The organism is Methylorubrum podarium, assembly GCF_040270385.1.
Lineage (GTDB): Bacteria > Pseudomonadota > Alphaproteobacteria > Rhizobiales > Beijerinckiaceae > Methylobacterium > Methylobacterium podarium.
The window spans coordinates 30315-50381 of record NZ_JBELQE010000079.1 but is presented as its reverse complement, the minus strand read 5'-3'; the positions used below and the strand labels follow the sequence as shown (position 1 = coordinate 50381).

General features: G+C 72.8%; 21 protein-coding genes. 13 read left to right on the top strand and 8 right to left on the bottom strand.

Annotated features, from left to right (window positions below):
* Positions 1-13: 13 nt before the first annotated feature.
* The 4 genes from ABS772_RS13425 to zwf all read right to left on the bottom strand — a co-directional run bounded on the left by ABS772_RS13425 (position 14) and on the right by zwf (position 5818).
* Entirely contained in the window at positions 14-1114 is a 1101-nt protein-coding gene (locus tag ABS772_RS13425; RefSeq protein WP_350395252.1) for an ATP-binding protein, read from the bottom strand.
* Complete coding sequence (locus ABS772_RS13420) at positions 1111-2715, bottom strand: DUF5691 domain-containing protein (RefSeq protein WP_350395250.1); 1605 nt, start codon at positions 2713-2715, stop codon at positions 1111-1113. The genes ABS772_RS13425 and ABS772_RS13420 overlap by 4 nt, the downstream gene beginning before the upstream one ends.
* A complete protein-coding gene (locus ABS772_RS13415; protein ID WP_350395247.1) occupies positions 2715-4085 on the bottom strand; it encodes an SWIM zinc finger family protein in 1371 nt (456 codons plus the stop codon). Before ABS772_RS13415 ends, ABS772_RS13420 begins: the two co-directional genes overlap by 1 nt.
* A gap of 227 nt (positions 4086-4312) precedes the next feature.
* The gene (gene zwf / locus ABS772_RS13410) at positions 4313-5818 is read right to left on the bottom strand and encodes a glucose-6-phosphate dehydrogenase (protein ID WP_350395245.1); all 1506 of its coding nucleotides are present in this window, start codon (positions 5816-5818) and stop codon (positions 4313-4315) included.
* Between the two features lie 376 nt (positions 5819-6194).
* Between zwf and ABS772_RS13405 the strand changes: the two genes are divergently transcribed.
* From ABS772_RS13405 to ABS772_RS13380, 6 genes are all read left to right on the top strand, one after another.
* A complete protein-coding gene (locus ABS772_RS13405) occupies positions 6195-6443 on the top strand; it encodes a type II toxin-antitoxin system ParD family antitoxin (protein WP_238256573.1) in 249 nt (82 codons plus the stop codon).
* Complete coding sequence (locus ABS772_RS13400) at positions 6440-6730, top strand: type II toxin-antitoxin system RelE/ParE family toxin (RefSeq protein WP_350395242.1); 291 nt, start codon at positions 6440-6442, stop codon at positions 6728-6730. The genes ABS772_RS13405 and ABS772_RS13400 overlap by 4 nt, the downstream gene beginning before the upstream one ends.
* Before the next feature lie 188 nt (positions 6731-6918).
* Positions 6919-7608 (top strand): uracil-DNA glycosylase family protein, encoded by a 690-nt coding sequence (locus tag ABS772_RS13395; RefSeq protein ID WP_350395240.1) that lies wholly within the window; start codon positions 6919-6921, stop codon positions 7606-7608.
* 224 nt (positions 7609-7832) lie between these two features.
* Positions 7833-8573 carry a carbonic anhydrase gene (locus ABS772_RS13390; protein ID WP_350395236.1) on the top strand — a complete coding sequence of 247 codons (741 nt, stop codon included), beginning with the start codon at positions 7833-7835 and terminating at the stop codon, positions 8571-8573.
* Between the two features lie 250 nt (positions 8574-8823).
* The gene (gene pyrF, locus ABS772_RS13385; RefSeq protein WP_350395233.1) at positions 8824-9522 is read left to right on the top strand and encodes an orotidine-5'-phosphate decarboxylase; all 699 of its coding nucleotides are present in this window, start codon (positions 8824-8826) and stop codon (positions 9520-9522) included.
* 2 nt (positions 9523-9524) lie between these two features.
* Positions 9525-9869, top strand: coding sequence for a DUF1330 domain-containing protein (locus ABS772_RS13380; protein WP_238256567.1), 345 nt, complete (start codon positions 9525-9527; stop codon positions 9867-9869).
* Positions 9870-9901: 32 nt separating this feature from the next.
* Here ABS772_RS13380 and ABS772_RS13375 read toward each other — a convergent pair whose 3' ends face one another.
* On the bottom strand, positions 9902-10528 hold the full coding sequence (locus ABS772_RS13375; RefSeq protein ID WP_238256566.1) for a TetR/AcrR family transcriptional regulator: 627 nt from the start codon (positions 10526-10528) through the stop codon (positions 9902-9904).
* Positions 10529-10763: 235 nt separating this feature from the next.
* Here ABS772_RS13375 and ABS772_RS13370 point away from each other — a divergent pair, with 235 nt between their 5' ends.
* Positions 10764-11543 carry an SDR family NAD(P)-dependent oxidoreductase gene (locus ABS772_RS13370; RefSeq protein ID WP_350395230.1) on the top strand — a complete coding sequence of 260 codons (780 nt, stop codon included), beginning with the start codon at positions 10764-10766 and terminating at the stop codon, positions 11541-11543.
* 140 nt (positions 11544-11683) lie between these two features.
* Positions 11684-13402 carry a methyl-accepting chemotaxis protein gene (locus ABS772_RS13365; protein ID WP_350395227.1) on the top strand — a complete coding sequence of 573 codons (1719 nt, stop codon included), beginning with the start codon at positions 11684-11686 and terminating at the stop codon, positions 13400-13402.
* 34 nt (positions 13403-13436) lie between these two features.
* Here ABS772_RS13365 and ABS772_RS13360 read toward each other — a convergent pair whose 3' ends face one another.
* Both ABS772_RS13360 and dut read right to left on the bottom strand, forming a co-directional pair.
* Positions 13437-13637: a hypothetical protein gene (locus tag ABS772_RS13360; protein ID WP_350395225.1), complete on the bottom strand. Its 201-nt coding sequence runs from the start codon at positions 13635-13637 to the stop codon at positions 13437-13439.
* Between the two features lie 303 nt (positions 13638-13940).
* Positions 13941-14435, bottom strand: coding sequence for a dUTP diphosphatase (gene dut / locus ABS772_RS13355; RefSeq protein ID WP_238254452.1), 495 nt, complete (start codon positions 14433-14435; stop codon positions 13941-13943).
* Between the two features lie 80 nt (positions 14436-14515).
* Between dut and ABS772_RS13350 the strand changes: the two genes are divergently transcribed.
* The 3 genes from ABS772_RS13350 to ABS772_RS13340 all read left to right on the top strand — a co-directional run bounded on the left by ABS772_RS13350 (position 14516) and on the right by ABS772_RS13340 (position 16717).
* On the top strand, positions 14516-15274 hold the full coding sequence (locus tag ABS772_RS13350; RefSeq protein ID WP_350395222.1) for a DUF429 domain-containing protein: 759 nt from the start codon (positions 14516-14518) through the stop codon (positions 15272-15274).
* Between the two features lie 13 nt (positions 15275-15287).
* The gene (locus ABS772_RS13345) at positions 15288-15824 is read left to right on the top strand and encodes an NUDIX hydrolase (protein ID WP_350395219.1); all 537 of its coding nucleotides are present in this window, start codon (positions 15288-15290) and stop codon (positions 15822-15824) included.
* 206 nt (positions 15825-16030) lie between these two features.
* The gene (locus tag ABS772_RS13340; protein ID WP_350395216.1) at positions 16031-16717 is read left to right on the top strand and encodes a carbonic anhydrase; all 687 of its coding nucleotides are present in this window, start codon (positions 16031-16033) and stop codon (positions 16715-16717) included.
* Positions 16718-16863: 146 nt separating this feature from the next.
* Here ABS772_RS13340 and ABS772_RS13335 read toward each other — a convergent pair whose 3' ends face one another.
* On the bottom strand, positions 16864-17574 hold the full coding sequence (locus ABS772_RS13335; protein ID WP_238254456.1) for a DUF4142 domain-containing protein: 711 nt from the start codon (positions 17572-17574) through the stop codon (positions 16864-16866).
* 170 nt (positions 17575-17744) lie between these two features.
* Between ABS772_RS13335 and ABS772_RS13330 the strand changes: the two genes are divergently transcribed.
* Together ABS772_RS13330 and ABS772_RS13325 are read left to right on the top strand one after the other, a co-directional pair.
* Positions 17745-18863 carry an acyltransferase family protein gene (locus ABS772_RS13330; protein ID WP_350395214.1) on the top strand — a complete coding sequence of 373 codons (1119 nt, stop codon included), beginning with the start codon at positions 17745-17747 and terminating at the stop codon, positions 18861-18863.
* 111 nt (positions 18864-18974) lie between these two features.
* Positions 18975-19838 carry a universal stress protein gene (locus tag ABS772_RS13325; protein ID WP_350395211.1) on the top strand — a complete coding sequence of 288 codons (864 nt, stop codon included), beginning with the start codon at positions 18975-18977 and terminating at the stop codon, positions 19836-19838.
* Positions 19839-20067 lie beyond the last annotated feature (229 nt).

Genomic DNA, 20067 nt, shown 5'->3' with positions numbered 1-20067 from the left:
TTACAAGGGAGTTTCACGCGCTCGCGCGGGCGGCCTTGTAAAAATCCTTCCAGCCGTCGCGTTCCTTGACGACGGTCTCGAGGTACTCGCGCCAGACGATGGCGTCCTGCACGGGGTCCTTCACCACGGCGCCGCTGATCCCGGAGACGAGGTCGTGGGCCGAGAGGCGGCCGTCGCCGAAATGCGCGGCGAGCGCCAGGCCGCTGCCGACGACGCTGATCGCCTCCGCGGTCGAGAGCGTGCCGGAGGGCTGCTTCACCTTGCTCTTGCCGTCCGCGGTCACCCCCTCGCGCAACTCGCGAAAGATCGTGACGACGCGGCGGATCTGCTCGGCGCCCGGCGGCTCGGCCGGGATCTCGAAGGCGCGGCCGAGCGAGGCGACGCGGCTCTCGACGATGGCGATCTCCGCCTCGATCGTGGCCGGCGGCGGCAGAACCACGGTGTTGAAGCGGCGCTTCAGGGCGCTCGACAGCTCGTTGACGCCGCGGTCGCGGTTGTTGGCGGTGGCGATGAGGTTGAAGCCCTTCTGCGCCGGCACCTCCTCGTTCAGCTCGGGGATCGGCAGGGTCTTTTCCGAGAGGATGGTGATGAAGCTGTCCTGCGTCTCGGAGGGGATGCGGGTCAGCTCCTCGACGCGGGCGATGCGCCCCTCCGACATCGCCCGCATGACCGGCGAGCCCACCACCGCCTCGCGGCTCGGACCCTTGGCGAGCAGCAGCGCGTAGTTCCAGCCGTAGCGGATCGCCTCCTCGCTGGTGCCGGCGGTGCCCTGCACGATCAGCCGCGAGGTGCCGCAGATCGCGGCGGCCAAGTGCTCGCTGACCCAGCTCTTGGCGGTGCCCGGCACGCCGAGGAGCAGCAGCGCCCGGTCGGTGGCGAGCGTGGCCACCGCGACCTCCATCAGCCGCCGGTCGCCGATATATTTCGGCGTCACCTCGAAACCGGAGGCGAGCCGGCCCCCCAGGAGATAGGTGACCACGGCCTGCGGCGACATCTGCCAGTTCGGCGGGCGCGGCCGGTCGTCGGAGGTCCGCAGGGCCGCGATCTCCTCGGCGAAGGCATCCTCGGCGGCCTGACGCAGCTGCGCGGCCTTGACTCCGTTGCTCGATGTCATCCTTGAGCCATCCCCCCTGTGGTGGTCTCCGATCGAAAGTCGCGCCGGATCGCGGCGCGCAGGTCCAGCACGCCGGTCAAGCCCGTGAGCTGCGTGCGCAGGCGATCCGTGTCCTCTTCCGGCAGCCGCGCCAGGATCGCGGCGGCGGCAGCCGCGGCGTCCTCGCTCGGAAAGAGCCGGTCGCCGAGGCGGGCGATCACCCAGGGCTTGGCGAGATCGCGCCGCAGGGCGTCCGAGCCGCGTGTGACGAAGGCGAGCCAGTCGAGCAGCGTGGCGGTGAAGGGCTCCGAAAAGTGCTCGGGGCCCTGGGCCAGCACGGCCAGCACCACCTCGATCTTGCGGGCGCGGATCAGCGCGCCGACGCGGGCCTCCCAGGCGGCGTCGGGCAGGAGGTCGAGCGCCTCCGCCCACATCCCGAGCACCTCGTTGGTGCGGCGGACGCCGGTGACCTTGCCCTCGTAGGCCTCGGCCGTGATGTCGGCCATCGCTTCCGACCAGGCCGGGTCGAGGGTGCGCTTGGCCGCCGAGAACAGGCCGTGGAAGACGGGGTCGGCCCACTCGCTGCGCAGGGCCAGCTCGATCCAGAGCCGCGGCGGGTGCTCGGCGAAGGCTTCGAGCGGCGCGCGCCCCAGGATCGACCGCAGCAGGGAGGCGCGGGCGCCGCCGCCGCGCCGCTCCCAGGTGTTCACCTCGACGCCGTCGCGGGCGAGCTCCGGGCTCTCCTCCGGCAGGGTGACGACGAGGCTGTGCGTGGTGCCGCCGAGGAGCCGGCGCTTGCTCTCGATCGTCAGCGCGGCGCGGGCGCGGGCCGCCATGCGCGCGGCGTAGCGCGAGCCGGCGAGGTTCGGCAGCAGGTGCTGCGCCGCCAGCCGCACGCCGCCCGCACGGTCGTCGAGGCAGGCTTCGAGGAAGGGCTCGTCGGCCGGCGACAGGCCGGTCGCCAGCGCGTGGACCAGGGCCTCGCGGATGTCCGCCTTCTCCTTGCGGAAGACCGGCTCCAGCGCGGCCCGCGCGCCCTCGGGGTCGCGGGCGCGGAAGGCGGCGAAGGCGGCGCGGCGCTCGGCCACGCTCCCCTCCGCCCAGTCCGCCGCCTCCGCTCCATCCGCCGCCGCCTCTCGGGCCGGGGCCTCGCCGCAGGCGCGGGCGAGCCAGTCGAGCTCGGCGCCGACGACGGCGGGGGCGGTCGCCGGCAGGCTGTCGCGGTGGAGCATCAGGGCCTGGAACAGCCAGGCGGGCGGGCGGACACCCGACGCGGCGGCGAGCGCGAACCATTCCTCGACGCGGCCGCGCGCGCTGTATCCCTCGCTGAGGAGGCCGTAGAGCCGGGTCGCGGCGGCGGGCGGGCATTCCGGTCCGAAGGCGTCGCGCGGCTCGGTCGGCGCCAGAGCCTCCGGCCCGAGCCCCGTGCCGGCGCGGTGAAGCGCGCCCTCCGCGGCGAGCCGCGCCAGCAGGGCGGCGCCGGGATCGGCCTCGGCGACCAGATCGGCGAGCGGTCCCGGGGGAGCGGGCGGGGCGCGCTCGGCCCCGAGGAGTGCGGCGGCGAGCGTCGGCTCCCAGCCGTCGGTCGCCGAAGTTGCGGCGGGGAACTCGGCCGTCTCCATCAGGCCACCTGCAGCAGGACCGGCTGCGCGCCCTGCGCCGGCATGGCGTAGAGGCGGCCGTGCGCGACGAGGGCGAGCGGGTGGAGGCCGGTGCCGTCGTAGAGGCCGAACAGGTCGACCGGCCGGCCCGCCGCCACCGCGAGCAGGCTCGGCAGGCGCGGATCGGCCGCGAGCGCGAGGCAGCCGGTCTCGTCCCCCGCCGCGAAACCCGCGCCACCGCCCGCGGCGGCGAGCCGCCCGAGACGCACATGCGCGAGCCGCACCGGCCAGCGCTCGCACCAGGGGGCGCGGGCCAGCACCTCGGCGAAGGCGTCCCGCGCCGCCGCGACGCTCGATGCACCGGGCAGCACGGCTTGCGCCGCCGGCCCGGCCCGGCCCTCGCGGAAGACCGCGCGCAGCGGCGGGTCGCCGGGCTGGAAAGCGAGCGCCCCCGAAAAATCCTGGCCGGCGGCCGGCGCCGGCGGCAGGGGCGAACCGGGGGTGCCGTAATCGATCACCTGGGCCACGGCGCCGCTCGCGCGGCCGACGAGCCAGACCGAGCGGGCGGTGAGCCGGTCCTCCTCCTCGACCGCGTGGGCCAGCACCGCCCAGCTGTCGGCCTGGTCCGGCCGGGCCGCCATCTCCTCGGCGGTGACGGGATAGCCGAGCGCGGCGCGCACGCCCGCCGCCTGCTCGGGGGCGAGCGCGTCGAGGCGGCGCGCCGCCCGCAGCAGCAGGGCGAGCCGGCCGAGGCCGAGCCCGAGCGCCGCCTCCGGCCGGGGGGCACCCGCCTGGGGCGCGGCGGCGACCAGCCCCGGCAGGGCGCGCACCCGGCGGGCGAGGCCGGGCGCCTGCCCGTCCACGAGGCGTCCGGCCATGCGGTCCCAGAAGGCGTAGGGCTCGGAGCGCGCGGCGGCGAGCCCGCGCCGCATCAGGTCGCGCAGCCAGAGGTCGAGCTCGTCCAGCGCCGCCGCGACCCGGTCCTCGCGGGCCTGCCGCCGCTTGGCCTGCGCCTTCTCGTCGATCGGCTTGGCAGGCTCCTTCGCCCGCGTCTCGGCCGCGGTGGCGCGGCTCTCGCGCCCCTTCATCCAGGCGGCGGCCCAGTCCGGCGGCTCTGCCTCGGTGATGGGCGAGGCCGCGTCCACCAGCATCAGGCCGAGACCGTGCTTGCAGGGGAATTTCCGGCTCGGGCAGGTGCATTTCGAGGCGGGGCCGGCGAGGTCGGCCACCGTGCGGTAGGGGCTCGCCCCGCTGCCCTTGATCTCGCCCCAGATCACCGTGCCCGCCCGGCCGAGGCCAGCCCATTTCTGCGGCTTCGCCTGATCCTGCCCGGCCTTGCGGCTCGACGCGTCGGGGGCGAGATCGAGGATCTGGGCAGTCGTCAGGCTCATGCGGCGCGTGCGGCTGGATGTCCGTCAGTCGAATCGTTGGTGGACCAGATTAGACGGATCGGCTCGATGAGCAAGTTTTCCTTGTGACCTCCATTTTCGATGAGCCGGCAACCGTCTTGACGGAGGATTTTCTGAGACTGAGCTGAGAATTATTCCAGTTTATCACGTCGGATCCGATCGGGTGCCTGCGCGCGCGAATCGTTGCTGTGCGGTGCGCCGGCCGGCCGTCAGCCGTGCTCGTCGGTGTTGCGCCATTCCCGCTCGAAGGGCAGGCGCCATGCCTGCGGCGCCACGAGCTGGTGGATCGATTTCGGCCCCCAGGAGCCCGGCGCGTAGAGTCGCACCGGCGGCGGTGCCTCCAGCAGCGGGGTCGAGACCTCCCACAGCCGCTCGATGCCCTCGGCCGTGGTGAACAGGGTGTGGTCGCCGCGCATGGCGTCGAGGATCAGCCGCTCGTAGGCCTCCAGCACCTCGCCCATCAGGCCGGTGTCCTTCATGTTGAACTGGAGCGAGAGCTTGTCGAGCCGCATCCCCGGCCCCGGCCGCTTGCCGTAGAAGGAGAGCGACATCTTCGAGGCGTCGGCGAGGTCGAAGGTGAGGTGGTCGGGCCCCTGCGCGCCGACGCCCGAATTGACCGGGAACATGCTTTTCGGCGGCTCGCGGAAGGCGATCGAGATGATGCGCTGCCCCTCGGCCATCCGCTTGCCGGTGCGCAGGAAGAACGGCACCCCGGCCCAGCGCCAGTTGTCGATGCGGCACTTGAGGGCGATGAAGGTCTCGGTGTCCGATTGCGGATCGACGCCGGGCTCGGACCGGTAGCCGGCATATTGCCCGCGCACCACCTCCCGCGGATCGAGCGGGAGCATGGAGCGGAAGACCTTGTTCTTCTCTTCCGAGATCGGCCCCGGTTCGAGCGAGGTCGGCGGCTCCATCGCCATGAAGCCGAGGATCTGGAACAGGTGGGTCACCACCATGTCGCGATAGGCGCCGGTCGCCTCGTAGAAGGCGGAGCGGGTGCCGAGCCCCAGGGTCTCCGGCACGTCGATCTGCACGTGGTCGATGAAGGTGCGGTTCCAGATCGGCTCGAACAGGCCGTTGGCGAAGCGGAAGGCGAGGATGTTCTGCGCCGGCTCCTTGCCGAGGAAGTGGTCGATGCGGAAGATCTGATCCTCGGAGAACACGGCGTGCAGCCGGTCGTTGAGCGCCACCGCGCTCGCGAGATCGGTGCCGAACGGCTTCTCCATGATGATGCGCGAGCCCGCCGCCAGATCCGCCTCGGCCAGCAGGCGCACCACGGTGAGCGCGGCGGCGGGCGGCACGCTGAGATAGTGCAGGCACCGGCTCTCATGAGTCCCACTCTCCCGGCCCCCACCCTCCTGGCCCAGGCTGTCCCGGGCGCGGGCCACCGCCGCCGCGAGCGCCCCGGCGCCGGCCGAGAGCGGCACGTAGTCGAGCCGTTCCGCGAAGGCGGTCCATTCCGCCTCGCCGGCCTGACGGGTGAAGAACTGGTCGATGGCCTTGCGGGCGAGCCCGCGGAACGCCTCGACGCCGATGTCGTCGAGCGACACGCCGACGATCCGCAGATCCGGGATGAAGCCGGCCCGGTAGAGGTGGAACAGGCCGGGCAGCAGCTTGCGCTGCGAGAGGTCGCCGGTGGCGCCGACGAGGACCACGACCTGCGGCGTCTTCGGGCCGACCTCCGCTGCCAACCGTGCCGAGCGCGTGCCTGCCAAGGAGAGCCTCCCGTGGTCGCGCCGGATGCGCGCGGAGGGTGAGGTAGGGCCCGCGCGATTCGTGCCAAGCTTGCGCCGACGATCCCGCCCCGGTGCGGCCGGGGCGCCGCGGGACAGCTTCCTCGTCAGCTGCCGGATCACCCGGCGACCGCGCCGGCCACGCCTGCCTCGGATTCTCCGGCTACGCCGCATGGCCCGACTGGCCGCTGACGCGGGAGGGGGAACGCCGCACTCTGCGTCCCGCCTGCTCCCTCGTCGCCGACCATTCGGAGTGCCGTTCGCCGCCGCGGTCGCGGGGTCGGCACCCCGAGCGCAGGCCGGATTGGGATTGCGGAATACCAAGATCGGGTACACTTTTGCGGCCCGGAGGGTGCCGATGACCCGAAACACGTCCGTCTCGCTCGGCGAGCACTTCACGCAGTTCATCGACCGCCAGGTCGAGGGGGGGCGCTACGGCTCCGCGAGCGAGGTGGTTCGTGCCGGGCTTCGCCTCCTCGAAGAGCGGGAGGCCGCCGTCGAGACGCTGCGGGCCGCGCTGATCGAGGGTGAGGAGAGCGGTCCGCCGGAACCCTTCGAGACCGAGTCCTTCCTGCGGGAGAAGCGTGCAGGCGCGGTCCGGGAGTGAGCGTCCGCCTCTCGCCGAGAGCCCGTGCGGATCTCGGCCGGATCTGGGATGACTCGGCCGAACGCTGGGGTCGGGATCAGGCCGACCGCTACGTCCGCCTTTTGGCCGAAGGCTTCGCGCGACTGGCCGAAGGGACGGCCCGAGGCCGGACCGCCGACGAGATCCGTGCGGGCTATCGTCGGCTCTCCGTGGGGTCGCACATCCTGTTTTACCGCACGGGCGCCGACGGCGTGATCGAGGTCATCCGCATCCTCCACCAGCGGATGGATTTCAAACGCCACCTCTGATCCGGTTCCCGCTTGATCAGCGTGGGAACCGGATCAGCAAGCCCGCGCGGCGCTTGAGCAAGGCCGACATCCGCCCTCCCGAAGGGATCAATCGGATCTCGTATGAGGACGCAGCGCGATTCATGCCGACGCGCCTCGGGCGCGGTGACGCATCGCGCGCGTGTCCGGCCCGCCCCATTTCCGGGACGATGTCCGCCCCCTGCCAAAAGACCTTCGAGGCGACCGCCGCCCGCCTGCGCGCCTGCCGGATCTGCCGCGACGCGCCTCTCTACGGCGCCCCTCTGCCGCACGAGCCGCGGCCGGTGGTGCAGGGCAGCGCCGCCGCGCGGCTGCTGATCGCGAGCCAGGCGCCGGGCAACCGGGCGCATCGCAGCGGCGTGCCGTTCAGCGACCCGTCGGGCCGGCGCCTTCGGTCGTGGCTCGGGCTCGACGAGGCGGCCTTCTACGATCCCACGCGGGTGGCGATCCTGCCGATGGGCGCCTGCTTCCCCGGCCTCGACGCCAAGGGCGGCGACCGTCCGCCGCGGCGGGAATGCGCGCCGGCCTGGCGGGCCGACCTCCTCGCCGGGATGCCGCGGCTCGACCTGATCCTGGTGATCGGCCAGTACGCGCAGGCTTGGCATCTCGGGCCGCGGCCGGGCGGCCTCACCGGGACGGTCGCGGGCTGGCGCGCGATCCTCGCGGCCTCCGCCCGGCCGCGCGTGCTGCCGCTGCCGCATCCCTCCTGGCGCAACAACGGCTGGCTGCGCACGAATCCGTGGTTCGAGGCGGAACTCCTGCCGGTGCTGCGGGCCGAGGTGGCGCGGGTCATGGGCGGCCAGGGCGAGGGACATCGTCGATGGCCCGCAGGTCAGAGGGACGTCGAATCGCCTCGATGAGCGGCGTCGCGACCATCCGCATCGATGTGAAAAGCTGGCAAATCAGATGTTCGCGGAATGCGGCGCGCGATAATCCTTCCGCTGGCAATCGCGATGACTTGTCAGCGATCGCCGATTGCCGCCGCGGTCGCGAGGAATAGAAAACATGCCTCGGCCGTCCGACGCGCCACCGACTCGGCCCGCGGACGGCAACGCTCTTCGGGAGCCAGGGGAGTCCAGCCTTCATGCACGTCAATTGCGACTGCTGCGCCGATACCGCCTCGCCGCATCTCGGCCGCCGACGTCTCCTGCTCGGGGCCGTGGGCGTCCTCGCCGCGACGGCCCTGCCGAACGACGTCGTGCGCGCCGCGGCGCCCGCGGCGAGAACGTCGCTTTCCCCCGCCGACGCGCTCAAGCTCATGAAGGAGGGCAACGAGAATTTCAGGAACGAGGCCCCCTCCCTGGCGGCGAACGGACGCGAACGCCGTCTCGAACTGGCCCGCGGCCAAGCCCCGTTCTGCGTGCTGGTCGGCTGCTCCGACAGCCGGGTCTCACCGGAAATCCTGTTCGGGCGCGGGCTCGGCGAGCTGTTCATCGTGCGCAACGCCGGCAACACGGTCGACACGGCGGCGTTGGGCAGCATCGAGTATGCCGTCGGCGTTCTCGGGGTGCCCCTCGTCGTCGTGCTCGGACACCAGTCCTGCGGCGCGGTCGCGGCGGCGGTCGATGTCGTGGAGAAGAACGCGTCCTTCCCCGGCGTCATCGGCGAGATGGTGCAGCCGATCGTGCCGGCGGTTCTGGAGGCGAGGAGCCAAGGGGGCGACCTCCTCGAAGCGTCCGTGCGGAGCAACGCGCGCCGCGTCGCGAAGCGACTCACGACGCAGAGCCTGGTGATCAAGGATGCGCTGACCGCGGGGAGGGTGTCGGTCGTGGGCGCCCGCTACGGCCTCTCCGACGGTCAGGTCGAGTGGAGGGAAGACATCTGACGCGCCGCGTTCCGGTTGCCGTCGACCGTGCGGATCGGCGCGCCCATCCGCGAGCGGGGCGCGCACGGTCCGATCCCGATCGGCGGCCGCCGAGCGTCGTAGGGGCCGCCCTCGACGTCCGGCTCGGGGTCGGGAGCGCGGCCGCCTTCCTCGCGCGCGAAACCGTCCCGCCTCCTGGGGAGGCTCCGGCGTTGACAGGTAGCCCTCCTTGGGAGGATCGCTGCCCGGCCAGCCCACCGACGAGAGCCCGATGCCGGAGAGTGCAGACCCCCGCGACCGCCTGATCGTCGCCCTCGACCTGCCCGACGTGGCGGCGGCCGAGCGGCTCGTCGCCCGCATCGGCGACGCGGCGACCGTCTACAAGATCGGCTACCGGCTCGCCTACGCGGGCGGGCTCGACTTCGCCGCGCGGCTCGCCAAGAGCGGCAAGAAGACGTTCCTCGACCTCAAGCTCCATGACATCGGCAACACCGTCGAGGAGGGGGTGCGCTCGGCCTCCGCCCTGGGGGCGACCTTCCTGACGGTGCATGCCTATCCGCAGACCATGCGCGCGGCCCTGCGCGGGCGGGGATCGGGGCTGAAGATCCTCGCGGTCACCGTGCTGACCTCCTACGACGACGCCGACGCGGCGGAAGCCGGCTATGCGCTTCCCGTGGCCGAACTCGTCGCCCGCCGCGCGGAGCAGGCGGCCGCGATCGGCATCGACGGCATCGTCTGCGCGGCGGCCGAGGCGGGCGCGGTGCGTGAGAGAATCGGGCCGGCGGGGCTGATCGTGACGCCCGGCATCCGCCCGGCGGGCGCGGAGGCCGGCGACCAGAAGCGGGTGATGACGCCGGGTCAGGCGCGGGCGGCGGGGATCGACCACGTCGTGGTCGGGCGCCCGATCACCGGGGCCGACGACCCCCGCGCGGTCGCCCAAGGAATCGTTGCCGAGATGGAGGACGCTTAGACATGGCCAAGGGCTACTGGATCGTGCGGGTCGATGTGAGCGACGCCGAGGCCTACAAGGCCTACGCGGCGGCCAACGGCGCCGCCTTCGCCCGCTTCGGCGGGCGCTTCCTCGTGCGCGGCGGCGCCTTCGAGGCGGTGGCGGGTCAGGCGCGGGCGCGCAACGTCATCGTCGAGTTCCCGAGCTACGACGACGCGCTGGCCTGCTGGAACTCCGACCTCTACCAGTCGGCCCGCGCCCTGCAGAAGGGCGGCGCCGAGGCCGACATCCTGGTGATCGAGGGCTATGACGGGCCGCAGCCCGTCCTCTCCGAACCGGCGCCGACGCCCGGAACTGCGTCGGAGTAGCGGGTCTCCGTGCGGCGTCCCGGCCGGCCGCCTCAGCGGCCCGCCGCCCGCAGGCTGCCGAGCAGGAAGGCGATCATCACCGGCAGCGGCGGCTCGATCGTGTTGGGCTGGCGGCCGACCAGCATCGGGTGGCAGTAGCGGGTGACCCCGGCCTGGAGGCAGGCCGCCGCGCTCTTCGCGTCGGCCACGGCGAAGGCGCCCTCGCGCATGCCGTCGGCCACCACCCGCGCGAGGACGGCGCCGATGCGGTCGACATGCGCCTGGCAGACGCCCCAGCTCTCGCTCATCGCCGCCTCGACCATCTCGTGCACGCGTGGATGCGCCTCGAACCGGCGGCGGCAATCGTCGTGGAGCGCGGTGATGATCCGGGTGAGCCGCTCCGGCGCGTCGAGCTTCGGCGCGTCGGCGATCGCCGCGATCATCGCCTCGATCTCGCCGGTCAGCTTCTCGACCACCGCCTCGTTGATCGCCTTCTTCGAGTCGAAGAAGCGGTAGACGTTGGCCGGGCTCATCTTCAGCGTGCGGGCGATGTCGGCGACCGTCGTCTTCTGGTAGCCGATCTCCTGGAACGAGCGGGCCGCCGCCTCCACGATCCGGTCGCGCGTCGTCGGTCCGGTCTCGTCGGAGGGAGGAAGAAGGTGGGCCGTGGCGGCGGGCATCGTCGTCAGTACCTAAGCTTCGACACCGCCTGCGTCAAAACGGATTGACGCGAGCGGTTGGGGTCACAAAGCACCAGAGGGGCAGGCTGTTCCAACGCCTCCGCTTGCGCCTCGGAACCGGGCCGCCCGTGCCCGGATTGCCCCGGAATCGCCACCTCCGGAATGCCCCGACCGGCCGTGCACGGCCATCCGGCGCGGCCATCGGAGGGCGGCTCGTCCACAGATGGAATCTCCCATGAAGCTCGAAGGCAAGCGGGCCCTCATCACCGGCGCCGATTCCGGGATCGGCCGGGCGACCGCGATCCTGTTCGCGCAGGAAGGCGCGGACGTCGCGATCACCTACAACACCGACGAGGCGGGCATCGCCGAGACCGCGTCCCGCGTCGAGGCGGCCGGCCGCCGGGCGCTCGTGATCCGGGACGATGTCGGCGATCCGGCCTCGGTCGCCGCGACCTTCGAGACCGTCGCGCGCGATCTCGGCACCCTCGACATCCTGATCAACAATGCCGGGCAGGCGATGGGCGGCATGGAGGTCGCCGAGATGGACGACGCGGTGCTGGAGCGCATCCTGCGCGTCAACCTGATGGCGCCGCTGTTCTGCGCCCGCGCCTTCATCCGGATGCGGCGCGCCGCCGCCGCCAAACCGGCCGGCGGCAAGATCGTGATCGTCTCCTCGGTCGCCCAGCACCTGCCGACGCCGGGCAGCGCGCCCTACGGCATGTCGAAGGCGGGCGTCGGCTCGCTCTGCCGCAGCCTGTCGCGGGAACTCGCCGAGGACCGGATCAACGTCAACGCCGTCGCCCCCGGCCTGATCGAGACGCCGATGACCGCCGACCGGTTCGAGCACAGCGAGACGCTCGAACAATCGCTCGACCGCATCCCGTGGCACCGGGCCGGCCAGCCGGAGGAGATCGCTCGAGCCGCGCTCTATCTCGCGTCGGCGGATTCAGATTACGTGACGGGCCACACCCTCGTGGTCGATGGCGGACTGACCATGCAATGGGGCGGCGCCTGATTTCGGGGGAGGGCCGCGCGGCCTGTTCAGACGACGGGCCGCGCGGCGGGATCCGAAAATCTTCAAGACAACTTTAACGACGTTGCGGCAGCGTGACCCGCATGGGTTTCTTCGCGCGCGCCTCCGCCGGATCCGAACGGGTGTCCCCGGACACGCCGTCCTCGATTGGTCCGACCGAGGCACCCGCATCGGCACCCGCCGAAACCGGACGCCGCTCCGATCGCGCCTCCGATCGCGCCACGATCGACGTCGTCGAGGCCGACGTGATGCGGGCGATCGGCGGGGTCGGCGGCGCGATCGCCGCCACCCGCGACGAGGTCGGCCGCATGCAGGCGGGCGTGGGCCGCATCCGTGCGCAGATGGAGCGCCTGGCCGCCGCCGCCGAGGGCGCGGCCGGCATGACGGGGGGCATGCTCGACACCAGCCGGATCCTCTCCTCCACCTCCGCGCGCATCGCCGGCGCCATGGACGAGGCGGGCCACCACCTCACGACCGCCGCCGACTGGTCCGTCGATGCGCGCGCCCTGCTGGCCGAGCTGGCGCGGGCCGGCGACGAGATCGCCGGCGTCGTCGAGACCATCGCCGCGGTCTCGCGGCAGACCAACCTGCTGGCGCTCAACGCGACGATCGAGGCGGCGCGCGCGGGTGAGGCCGGGCGCGGCTTCGCCGTGGTGGCGGGGGAGGTCAAGGCGCTCGCCGTCGAGACCGGCCGCGCCGCCGCGGACGTGCGCAACCGGATCGCCCGGCTGCGCGAGGGCGCCCACGCCTCCGGCGCGGCGATCGCCGCGATGGCGGAAGCGGTCGATGCCATGCGCCCGGCCTTCGCCACCGTGCGCGGCGTGACCGGGGACCAGGCCGCGACGGTCGGCGCGCTCGCCGACGAGGCGCAGCAGGCGGCCGCCTTCGTCTCGGGCGTGAGCCGCGACGCGGGCGACGCGACGGCGATCGCCACCGAAGTCGATGCCCTCGCCCTGCGGGCCGAGGGCGCGAGCGCGGCGGCCTCGGTGCAGACCGAGGCGCTGGGACGCCGCTTCGTCGCGGTGATCCGCCAGACCGAGATGGGCGACCGCCGCCGCTTCGACCGCTACCCGGTCGAGCGCGCCGTCACCCTCGACGGCGCGACCGGACGCACGATCGATCTGAGCCGCGGCGGCGTCCTGATCGCGGCGATGCCGGGGCTGCGCGCCGAGCCCGGAGCGCGGCTCCCGGTCGAGATCGAGCGGATCGGACGGCTGACGGCCCGGCTCGTCGGCGTCAGCGCCATGGGCCTGCACTGCGCCTTCGAGGGATTGGCGCCTTCGGCCGAGGCCGCCCTGGCCGCGGCGCTCGCCGAGATCGAGGCGGAGTACGCGCCGATGATCGCCACGGCGCAAGGCATGGCCGCGCGCATGGCCGCGGTGATGGAGGCGGAGATCGCCGCCGGACGCCTGACGCCGGAGGCCCTGTTCGACACGGCCTACCGGCCGATCCCCGGCACCGACCCGCAGCAATACCTCACCCAGGCGGTTCCGGCGCTGGAGCGCCTGCTGCCGCCGCTGATCGAGCCCCCGCTGGAGGCCGATTCGCGCATGCTGTTCTGCATCCCGACCGACCGCAACGGCTTCCTGCCGGTGCACAACGCGCAGGTGTCCCAGCCGCAGCGGCCGGACGATCCGGTCTGGAACAACGCCAACTGCCGCAACCGGCGCATCTTCGACGACCGCACCGGCATCACCGCGTCACGCTCGACCCGGCCGTTCACGGTGCAGTCCTACCGGCGCGAGGTCGGCCACCAGTCGATCCTGGTGCGCGAGGTTGATGCGCCGGTCCGGGTGCTCGGGCGCCACTGGGGCGCCTGCCGCACCGCCTACCGGTTCTGACGTCCGCCGTCCTGACGCGCGCGGAGTGCTCCGGTCACGAGCCGAACTGCGAGCCGAGCTGTTCGAGATACTCGGCCAGATCGAGGCCGCCGACCCGCCTTCCGTACTCGAAGCGCTGGCCGCGCCGGATATCGATCTGGCTGGAGCGGGTGTTGAGCGTGAACGGCCTCACGCAGACCCAGGCGCCGTCGGTGCGGTGCTCGAAGAAGCCGAGGATGTCGTGGGGAGCGGCCATGGTTCGTCTCGCGGGGAATGCGAGGAACCAACGGAGGACGATGGGAAGAGTTCAATCGTCCCGCAGCGCTTTCTTTCGGCGAAGCTTGGCCGATCAGTCCGCGAGACTTGGAATGGCCAAGCTTGCTCTTCGGGGAACTTGCTTCTCGGATGGCCGGGTGCGGATGTTCGGGATCTGATCCAGGCTTCGATGCCTCCTTCGATGTTGGCTCCCCCGTCATTCCGGGGCGCTGACAAGCGAACCCGGAATGACGGGGGTGAGGGCCGAACCGATCAGCCGAAGACCGGGTAAAAACATCTCGCCTCAGCGCCGGCCGGTCGAGCCGAAGCCGCCCTGCCCGCGCCCGGACGGGGACGCATCCGGCGCCGCGGCGTTCTCGCGGATCTCGAAGTCCGGCCGCAGGACGCGGGTGAAGACGAGCTGCGCGATGCGCTCCCCCGGCTCGATGCGGATCACGGCCGGGCTGCCGGGCGGGTTGCGGTTCCAGGCGGAGATCAGGAGCGGCCCCTCGTAATCGGCGTCGATCACCCCCGTCCCGTTGCCGAGGACGAGGCCCTCCCGGTGCCCGAGGCCGGAGCGGGCGAAGACCAGCCCGCACCAGCCGGGATCGCCGATCCGCACCGAGACGCCGGCCGGGATCAGCGCGGGCGGGGCCTGCGGTTCCAGGAGCAGCGGCGCATCGAGGCAGGCATGCAGGTCGAGCCCCGCGGCCGCCGCGCTGCCCCAGCGGGGAAAGCCCCACCCGGTCAGCCGCGGATCGAGGAGGTGGAGGCCGACCTTGGGAGCGGTTTCGGGCAACGCGTGACTCTCGACGGCGGCAAAGGATTGCGGGAAGAGCTATTCCCGAAGCGGGGGCGCGGGGCAATCGGGGCGAGCGGATGGCGCGCTGGGTGGCGGGGCTGGACGGGTGCCGCGGCGCCTGGGCGGGGGCCCTGATCGATCTCGACGATCCAGGGCGCTGGCGCTGCGCCCGCTTCGCGCGGGTGATCGACCTGCTCGACGGGCCGGAGGCGCCGGTCCGCACCGGCATCGACGTACCGATCGGCCTGCCCGACCGGGTGGGCGGCGGCGGCCGCTCCGCCGACCGGGCGGCGCGGGCGCTCCTCGGGGCCGGGCGCGCCAGCGTCTTCCCGGTGCCGCCCCGCGCGGCGGTCTATGCGGCGAGCTACGACGCGGCCAAGGCGCTGTCGCGAGCGGGATCCGAGCCGCCCTTCGCCCCCTCGATCCAGTGCTGGAACATCCTGCCCGCCGTGCGCGCGGTCGACGAAGTCCTGCGCGCCCGGTCCGATCTCGTCGCGCGCCTGCACGAGGTGCATCCGGAGGTCGCCTTCTTCCGCCTCAACGGCGATCGGCGCCTGAGCGCCGGCAAGAAGGGCCCCGCCCGCGCCGAGGGTCTGTCCGCGCGCCGGGCCCTGCTGATCGCCGCCGGGTTGCCGGAGGCGATGGTCGGATCGGTGCCGCCGCCGGGCGTCGGCGCCGACGACCATCTCGACGCCATGGCCGCCCTCGTCACCGCCTGCGACATCGCCGCGGGCCGGGCCGAGCCGCTTCCCAACGCGATCGAACGCGACAGCTATGGCCTGCCGATCGTGATCTGGGCGCCGGCGCATCCGCCCCGGCCCCGCCCTTCGCCGTGAGGAGTTCAAGCCCGTGACCGACCGCCCAGCGGATGTGCCCGACGCGGATTTGCCGGTGCGCGACATCGCCCGCGCCTTGGTCTTCGACCCCGCCGACCGCCTGCTCCTGATCGAGTACGAGGCCGTGCGCCCGATCGATCCGGCCAAGCCTGAGGCGTGCGGCTTCTGGTTCATGCCCGGCGGCGGGCTGGAGCCGGGCGAGAGCCACGAGGCGGCGTGCCGGCGCGAACTGTCGGAGGAGATCGGCGTCGCCGAGGTGGAACTCGGCCCCTGCGTCGCCGTCTGCGACGGGCCGTTCCGCCTGTTCCGCAAGCCGCGCTGGGCCCGCGAGCGCTACTTCGTGGTCCGGCTCACGAGCGACGCCGTCGACACCAGCCGGCTCGCCGAGACCGAGGACAACCCGGTGCGCGGCACCCGCTGGTGGAGGCTCGACGAACTCGCCGCCTCGGCCGAGCGGATCGAGCCCGCCGGGTTGGCCGCGCTGGCGCAACGAATCGTCTCCGGCGACGTTCCGGACCAGCCGATCCGCCTCGAGTGGCGGGACGCGTGAGCCCCCGCCCTCCGCCGCGATCCGCGGTGGAGCGCGTCGGCGTGCGGGAACCGGGCGCGCCGCGGGATCACATCGCGGTGATCGCGCGGGTGCGCGGGATCTGCACGGGATGTGCGCGGGCGCATCCGCCGGAGGGGATGGGTTTCGATGTTCGGATCGTTCGGTTAGCGCGTGGCAAGACAGCAAGGATGAAAGGATAACCGCCCATGTTCCCGCAGGTTCTGACCGATGGGTATCGCAGCTTTCTCGGCGAGCGGCTCCCCGGCGAGCGGCGCAAGTACGAGACGCTCGGCAAGGAGGGCCAGGAGCCCGAGGTGCTGCTGATCGGCTGCTGCGACAGCCGCGTCGCCCCGGAGGTGATATTCGACACCGGGCCCGGCCAGATCTTCACGATCCGCAACGTGGCCAACATCGTGCCGCCCGCCGAGCGCGACAACGCCTATCACGGCACCTCCTCGGCGATCGAGTTCGCGGTCCAGGCCCTGAAGGTGAAGCACATCGTCGTGCTCGGCCACGCGACCTGCGGCGGCATCAAGGCCGCCGGGCTCGGCGCCGACCCGCTCTCCTCGGGCAACTTCATCGGCCGCTGGGTCTCGCTGGTTGAGCCGGCCAAGACGAAGCTCGTGGAGGCCGGCGACAGCCCGGGCAAGGAGGGTTTTCTCACCCGCCTCGAATACGCGATGATCGGGCAGAGCCTCGAGAACCTGATGACCTTCGATTTCATCCGCGAGGCCGTCGAGGCGGGCCGCCTGCACCTGCACGGCGCGCATTTCGGCATCGTCACCGGCGAGCTGCGCATCCGCGATCCGAAGACCGGCGAATTCCGGTCGGTGGTCGAGCGCGACGGGCAGACGCTCTCCGCCTCCGCCCTGATCAGCTGCGCCGAGGCGTAACCGGACCGAACGGCCGGACACCTTGCAAGGCGCCTCCGAGGCTTTCGGAGGCGCCGTTCTCGTATCGGCTGGCCCCCGCGATACAAAAAGGCGGCGGACCTTCCGGTCCGCCGCCTCCCACCCGTGTCGGGATGGAGCGTTGCGCCTCAGCGGGCGCCGGGGAGGCGCTGGGCCTGGGCGTAGTGCTGCTGGAGCACCGGCAGGGCCTGCTGGGCGTAGTTGCGCAGGGCCGGGTTCGGGCCGGACTGGGCGTAGGACTGCGTCATGCCGATCGACATCTGGTGCGCCATCACCTGCTGGCGGCCGTAGAGACGGTCGAAGCGGGCGCCGGGCGGGGTCGCGTTCAGCTCGGCCAGCATCTGCTGCTGCTGTGGGTTCGGCTGGACGATGGTGGTGCCCGCGGTGGTGTCGACGTCGAAGGCCTGGGCGCCGGCGGCCGCGCCGCGGCTCAGGCCGGTGCCGGCCCCCTCGATCGCGCCGACCGGGCCGCCCTGCAGGGTGCCGCCGACCACGCCGGTCGCGACGCCCGTGGCCGCGCCGACCGCGCCGCCGGCGATGGCGAGCGGCGCCTCGACCAGGCCGCCGACGAGACCGCCGGGGCCGGCCTGACGGGCGGCGGCGTAGTTGCGCTCGCCGCCGGCCAGGGCGACGTTGGCGGCCTGATGGTCACGCAGGGCCTCGCGGGCATAGGCCCGCACCGACGGGTTGCGGCTCTTCTGCAGCGCGATCTGGGCGGACTGGATCTCGAAGGCATTTGCCTGCATGGCGTCCAGGCGGAAATCGCCCCCGACCTGGGCGAAAGCGGGGGTCGCCATGGCGACGACGAGAGCGGACGCGGCAGCGTATTTCTTGAGCATATCAAACCTCAAATATCGGATTACCGACATGCGGACTGGCCTCGACAACCGAATGAACCGGTCGAGGCCGTGAAGATCACTTCGACGCGTCAACGGCGACCTTCCAGGCTGGTTCCCGAAATTTGACTAGGCTTTTTCGTCCCGATCCCATCCGGGGAAAACTCGTCCTCGTGCAGGGGCTTCGGGCCCTGGCCGCGCTGATGGTCGTCGTTCATCACGCGCAGAACGAGGCCGCGATCCTGGCTGCGCGGACGGGAACTGAGTTCGTCCCGCGCCACGGGCTGCCCTGGCCGGCGGGGGTCGACATCTTCTTCGTCATCTCCGGCTTCATCATCGTCCACGCGGCGGGCCCGCTCTACGGCCGGCCGGGCGCGCGGGGGCGCTTCGTCGCCCACCGCATCGCCCGCCTCGTGCCGCTCTACTGGCTGGTCACCGGGCTCTACCTCGCCCTCGGTCTGGCGATGCCCGCCCTGCTCAGCGGCGAGGGCGGCGCGCCGGACCTCGCGCGCAGCCTCGCCTCCTTCCTGTTCTGGCCGATGGCCCGGCCCGACGGGGCGGTGCTGCCGCTCTACGGGCTGGGCTGGACCCTCAACTACGAGATGGCCTTCTACGCCCTGTTCGCCGTCGGCCTCGGCCTCTCGCGGCGCGGGGCGGTGGCGTGGCTCGTCGGCGCCCTGGCGCTCGTCGTCCTCGCCGGGCGGTGGCTGCCCGCGCCGCCGGTCCCCCTCGCCTTCTGGTCCGATCCGATCGTCCTCGAATTCGCCCTCGGCGCCGGGCTCGGCCTGCTGCGCGCGGAAGGGTTGCGCCTGCCCGCCCCGGCCCGGGCCGCCCTCGCCGCGGCGGGCCTGTTCGGGCTCGCCGCGGCCCCCACCGAGCCGGCCCTGCGCCTCCTCGCCTGGGGCCTGCCCGCCGCCCTCCTCGTCGCGGCGGCCGTGCTCGGCAGGGATCGGCCCGAAATCCGGCCCGAAGAACGGCCCGAAGAACAGACCGACGCCGCGCGCGGCGGCTGGACCGCCTACGTCCTCGCGGCGGCCGAGCGGCTGGGGGATGCCTCCTACGCCCTCTACCTGCTGCACCCCTTCGTGCTGCGCGCCGTCCGCGAGGGGCTGCTGCGCACCGGTCTCGCGTCCCTCCTCGGGCCGTGGGAAAGCCTCGTCCTGATGGTCGCGCTGACCCTCCCCGCCGCGCTCCTCGCCCATCAAGTCGTGGAGCGGCCGCTGACGCGCCTGGTCCGCCGCCGGCTCGACCCCGCCGGGACGCGGAAAAGCGTCGTGACGCCGGGCCGATGAGGGGGCGACGACGCGGGCGGGGATGACCGCGTGCGGGGCGGTTTTCCCAGGCCCTGTTTCGATCTAGCCTTCCCTCCCTCGCACGCCCCTCGCACGCCTCGGAGGCCGGCCATGAAGACCCTGCTCGTCCCGGTCACCCTCCACGACGCCCTGCCCTCCGTCTTCGCCACGGCGGTGCTGGTGGCGCGCCGCTTCGGCAGCCTGATCGAGGGCGTGTCCCTCCGCCCGGCGCTCGCCGAATACGTCCCCGTGGACATGGTCGGCGGCATGACGTGGCTGCGCGACGAGGAGGCCGACCAGGCCGAGGCGCAGGATGCGGGCCGGCGCTTCGTCGCGGCGATGGAGGCGGCCGGCCTGCCCCGGCGCGAACCCGGCGCCTCCTGCGCCCCGGATGCGGCCGCCAATGCCGGCGCGCGCTACCGCTGGCAGCCCGACGTGCCGCCGGGCGACGCCTTCCTCGGCCAGTACGCGCGGCTGTTCTCGGCGACCGTGGTCGGACGGCCGGGCGCCGACGACGGCGCGCCGCGCATGACCACCTTCGAGACCGCCCTGTTCGAGAGCGGGCGCCCGATCCTCCTGGCGCCGCCGACGGCCCCGTCCTGCCTCGGCGAGGCGATCCTGATCGCCTGGAACGGTTCGTCCGAGACGGCGCGGGCGATCGCCTTCGCCATGCCGTTCCTGCGCCGGGCCCGGCGCGTGCTCGTGCTCAGCGCCGAGGGCGGCATGGTGCCGGGGCCGAGCGCGGAGGACGTGGCGCGCGCGCTCGCCTGCGAGGGGATCGAGGCCGCCCACACGGCCCTGCCCGCCGGCCGCCGCACCCCCGGCGAACTCTACCTCGACCATGCCGAGTCGTTCGGCTGCGACCTCCTGATCAAGGGCGCCTACACCCAGAGCCGCCTGCGTCAGATGATTTTCGGCGGGCCGACCAGCCACATCCTGTCGCACGCGACCGTGCCGGTGCTGATGGCGCACTGAGCGATCCCGTCCGCGCGCCCGGCGCCCGGCAATCGGATTTCCCGTTGTCGGCGAGGACGTTCGGCTTAGGACGCGCCGGTCGATGCGCCGGCTCACGGGAATCCCGCCGTCCCGCGGCGAAGGCTCGCGCCGCATTCAATCGTGCCCGTCGGGAGTTGCCAGAGCCGGCCGCGGTCGCTAAATTCCTGAAAAGCTTGAAGTTTTCAATCATTCTAATCTGCGCTCGCCT

Coding starts and splice junctions, on each gene's coding strand:
- ABS772_RS13425 (WP_350395252.1), bottom strand. CDS start 1,114: ATGACATCGAGCAACGGAGTCAAGGCCGCGCAGCTGCGTCAGGCCGCC.
- ABS772_RS13420 (WP_350395250.1), bottom strand. CDS start 2,715: ATGGAGACGGCCGAGTTCCCCGCCGCAACTTCGGCGACCGACGGCTGG.
- ABS772_RS13415 (WP_350395247.1), bottom strand. CDS start 4,085: ATGAGCCTGACGACTGCCCAGATCCTCGATCTCGCCCCCGACGCGTCG.
- ABS772_RS13405 (WP_238256573.1), top strand. CDS start 6,195: ATGACCCGAAACACGTCCGTCTCGCTCGGCGAGCACTTCACGCAGTTC.
- ABS772_RS13395 (WP_350395240.1), top strand. CDS start 6,919: ATGTCCGCCCCCTGCCAAAAGACCTTCGAGGCGACCGCCGCCCGCCTG.
- ABS772_RS13390 (WP_350395236.1), top strand. CDS start 7,833: ATGCACGTCAATTGCGACTGCTGCGCCGATACCGCCTCGCCGCATCTC.
- pyrF (WP_350395233.1), top strand. CDS start 8,824: ATGCCGGAGAGTGCAGACCCCCGCGACCGCCTGATCGTCGCCCTCGAC.
- ABS772_RS13380 (WP_238256567.1), top strand. CDS start 9,525: ATGGCCAAGGGCTACTGGATCGTGCGGGTCGATGTGAGCGACGCCGAG.
- ABS772_RS13375 (WP_238256566.1), bottom strand. CDS start 10,528: ATGCCCGCCGCCACGGCCCACCTTCTTCCTCCCTCCGACGAGACCGGA.
- ABS772_RS13370 (WP_350395230.1), top strand. CDS start 10,764: ATGAAGCTCGAAGGCAAGCGGGCCCTCATCACCGGCGCCGATTCCGGG.
- ABS772_RS13360 (WP_350395225.1), bottom strand. CDS start 13,637: ATGGCCGCTCCCCACGACATCCTCGGCTTCTTCGAGCACCGCACCGAC.
- ABS772_RS13350 (WP_350395222.1), top strand. CDS start 14,516: ATGGCGCGCTGGGTGGCGGGGCTGGACGGGTGCCGCGGCGCCTGGGCG.
- ABS772_RS13340 (WP_350395216.1), top strand. CDS start 16,031: ATGTTCCCGCAGGTTCTGACCGATGGGTATCGCAGCTTTCTCGGCGAG.
- ABS772_RS13335 (WP_238254456.1), bottom strand. CDS start 17,574: ATGCTCAAGAAATACGCTGCCGCGTCCGCTCTCGTCGTCGCCATGGCG.
- ABS772_RS13325 (WP_350395211.1), top strand. CDS start 18,975: ATGAAGACCCTGCTCGTCCCGGTCACCCTCCACGACGCCCTGCCCTCC.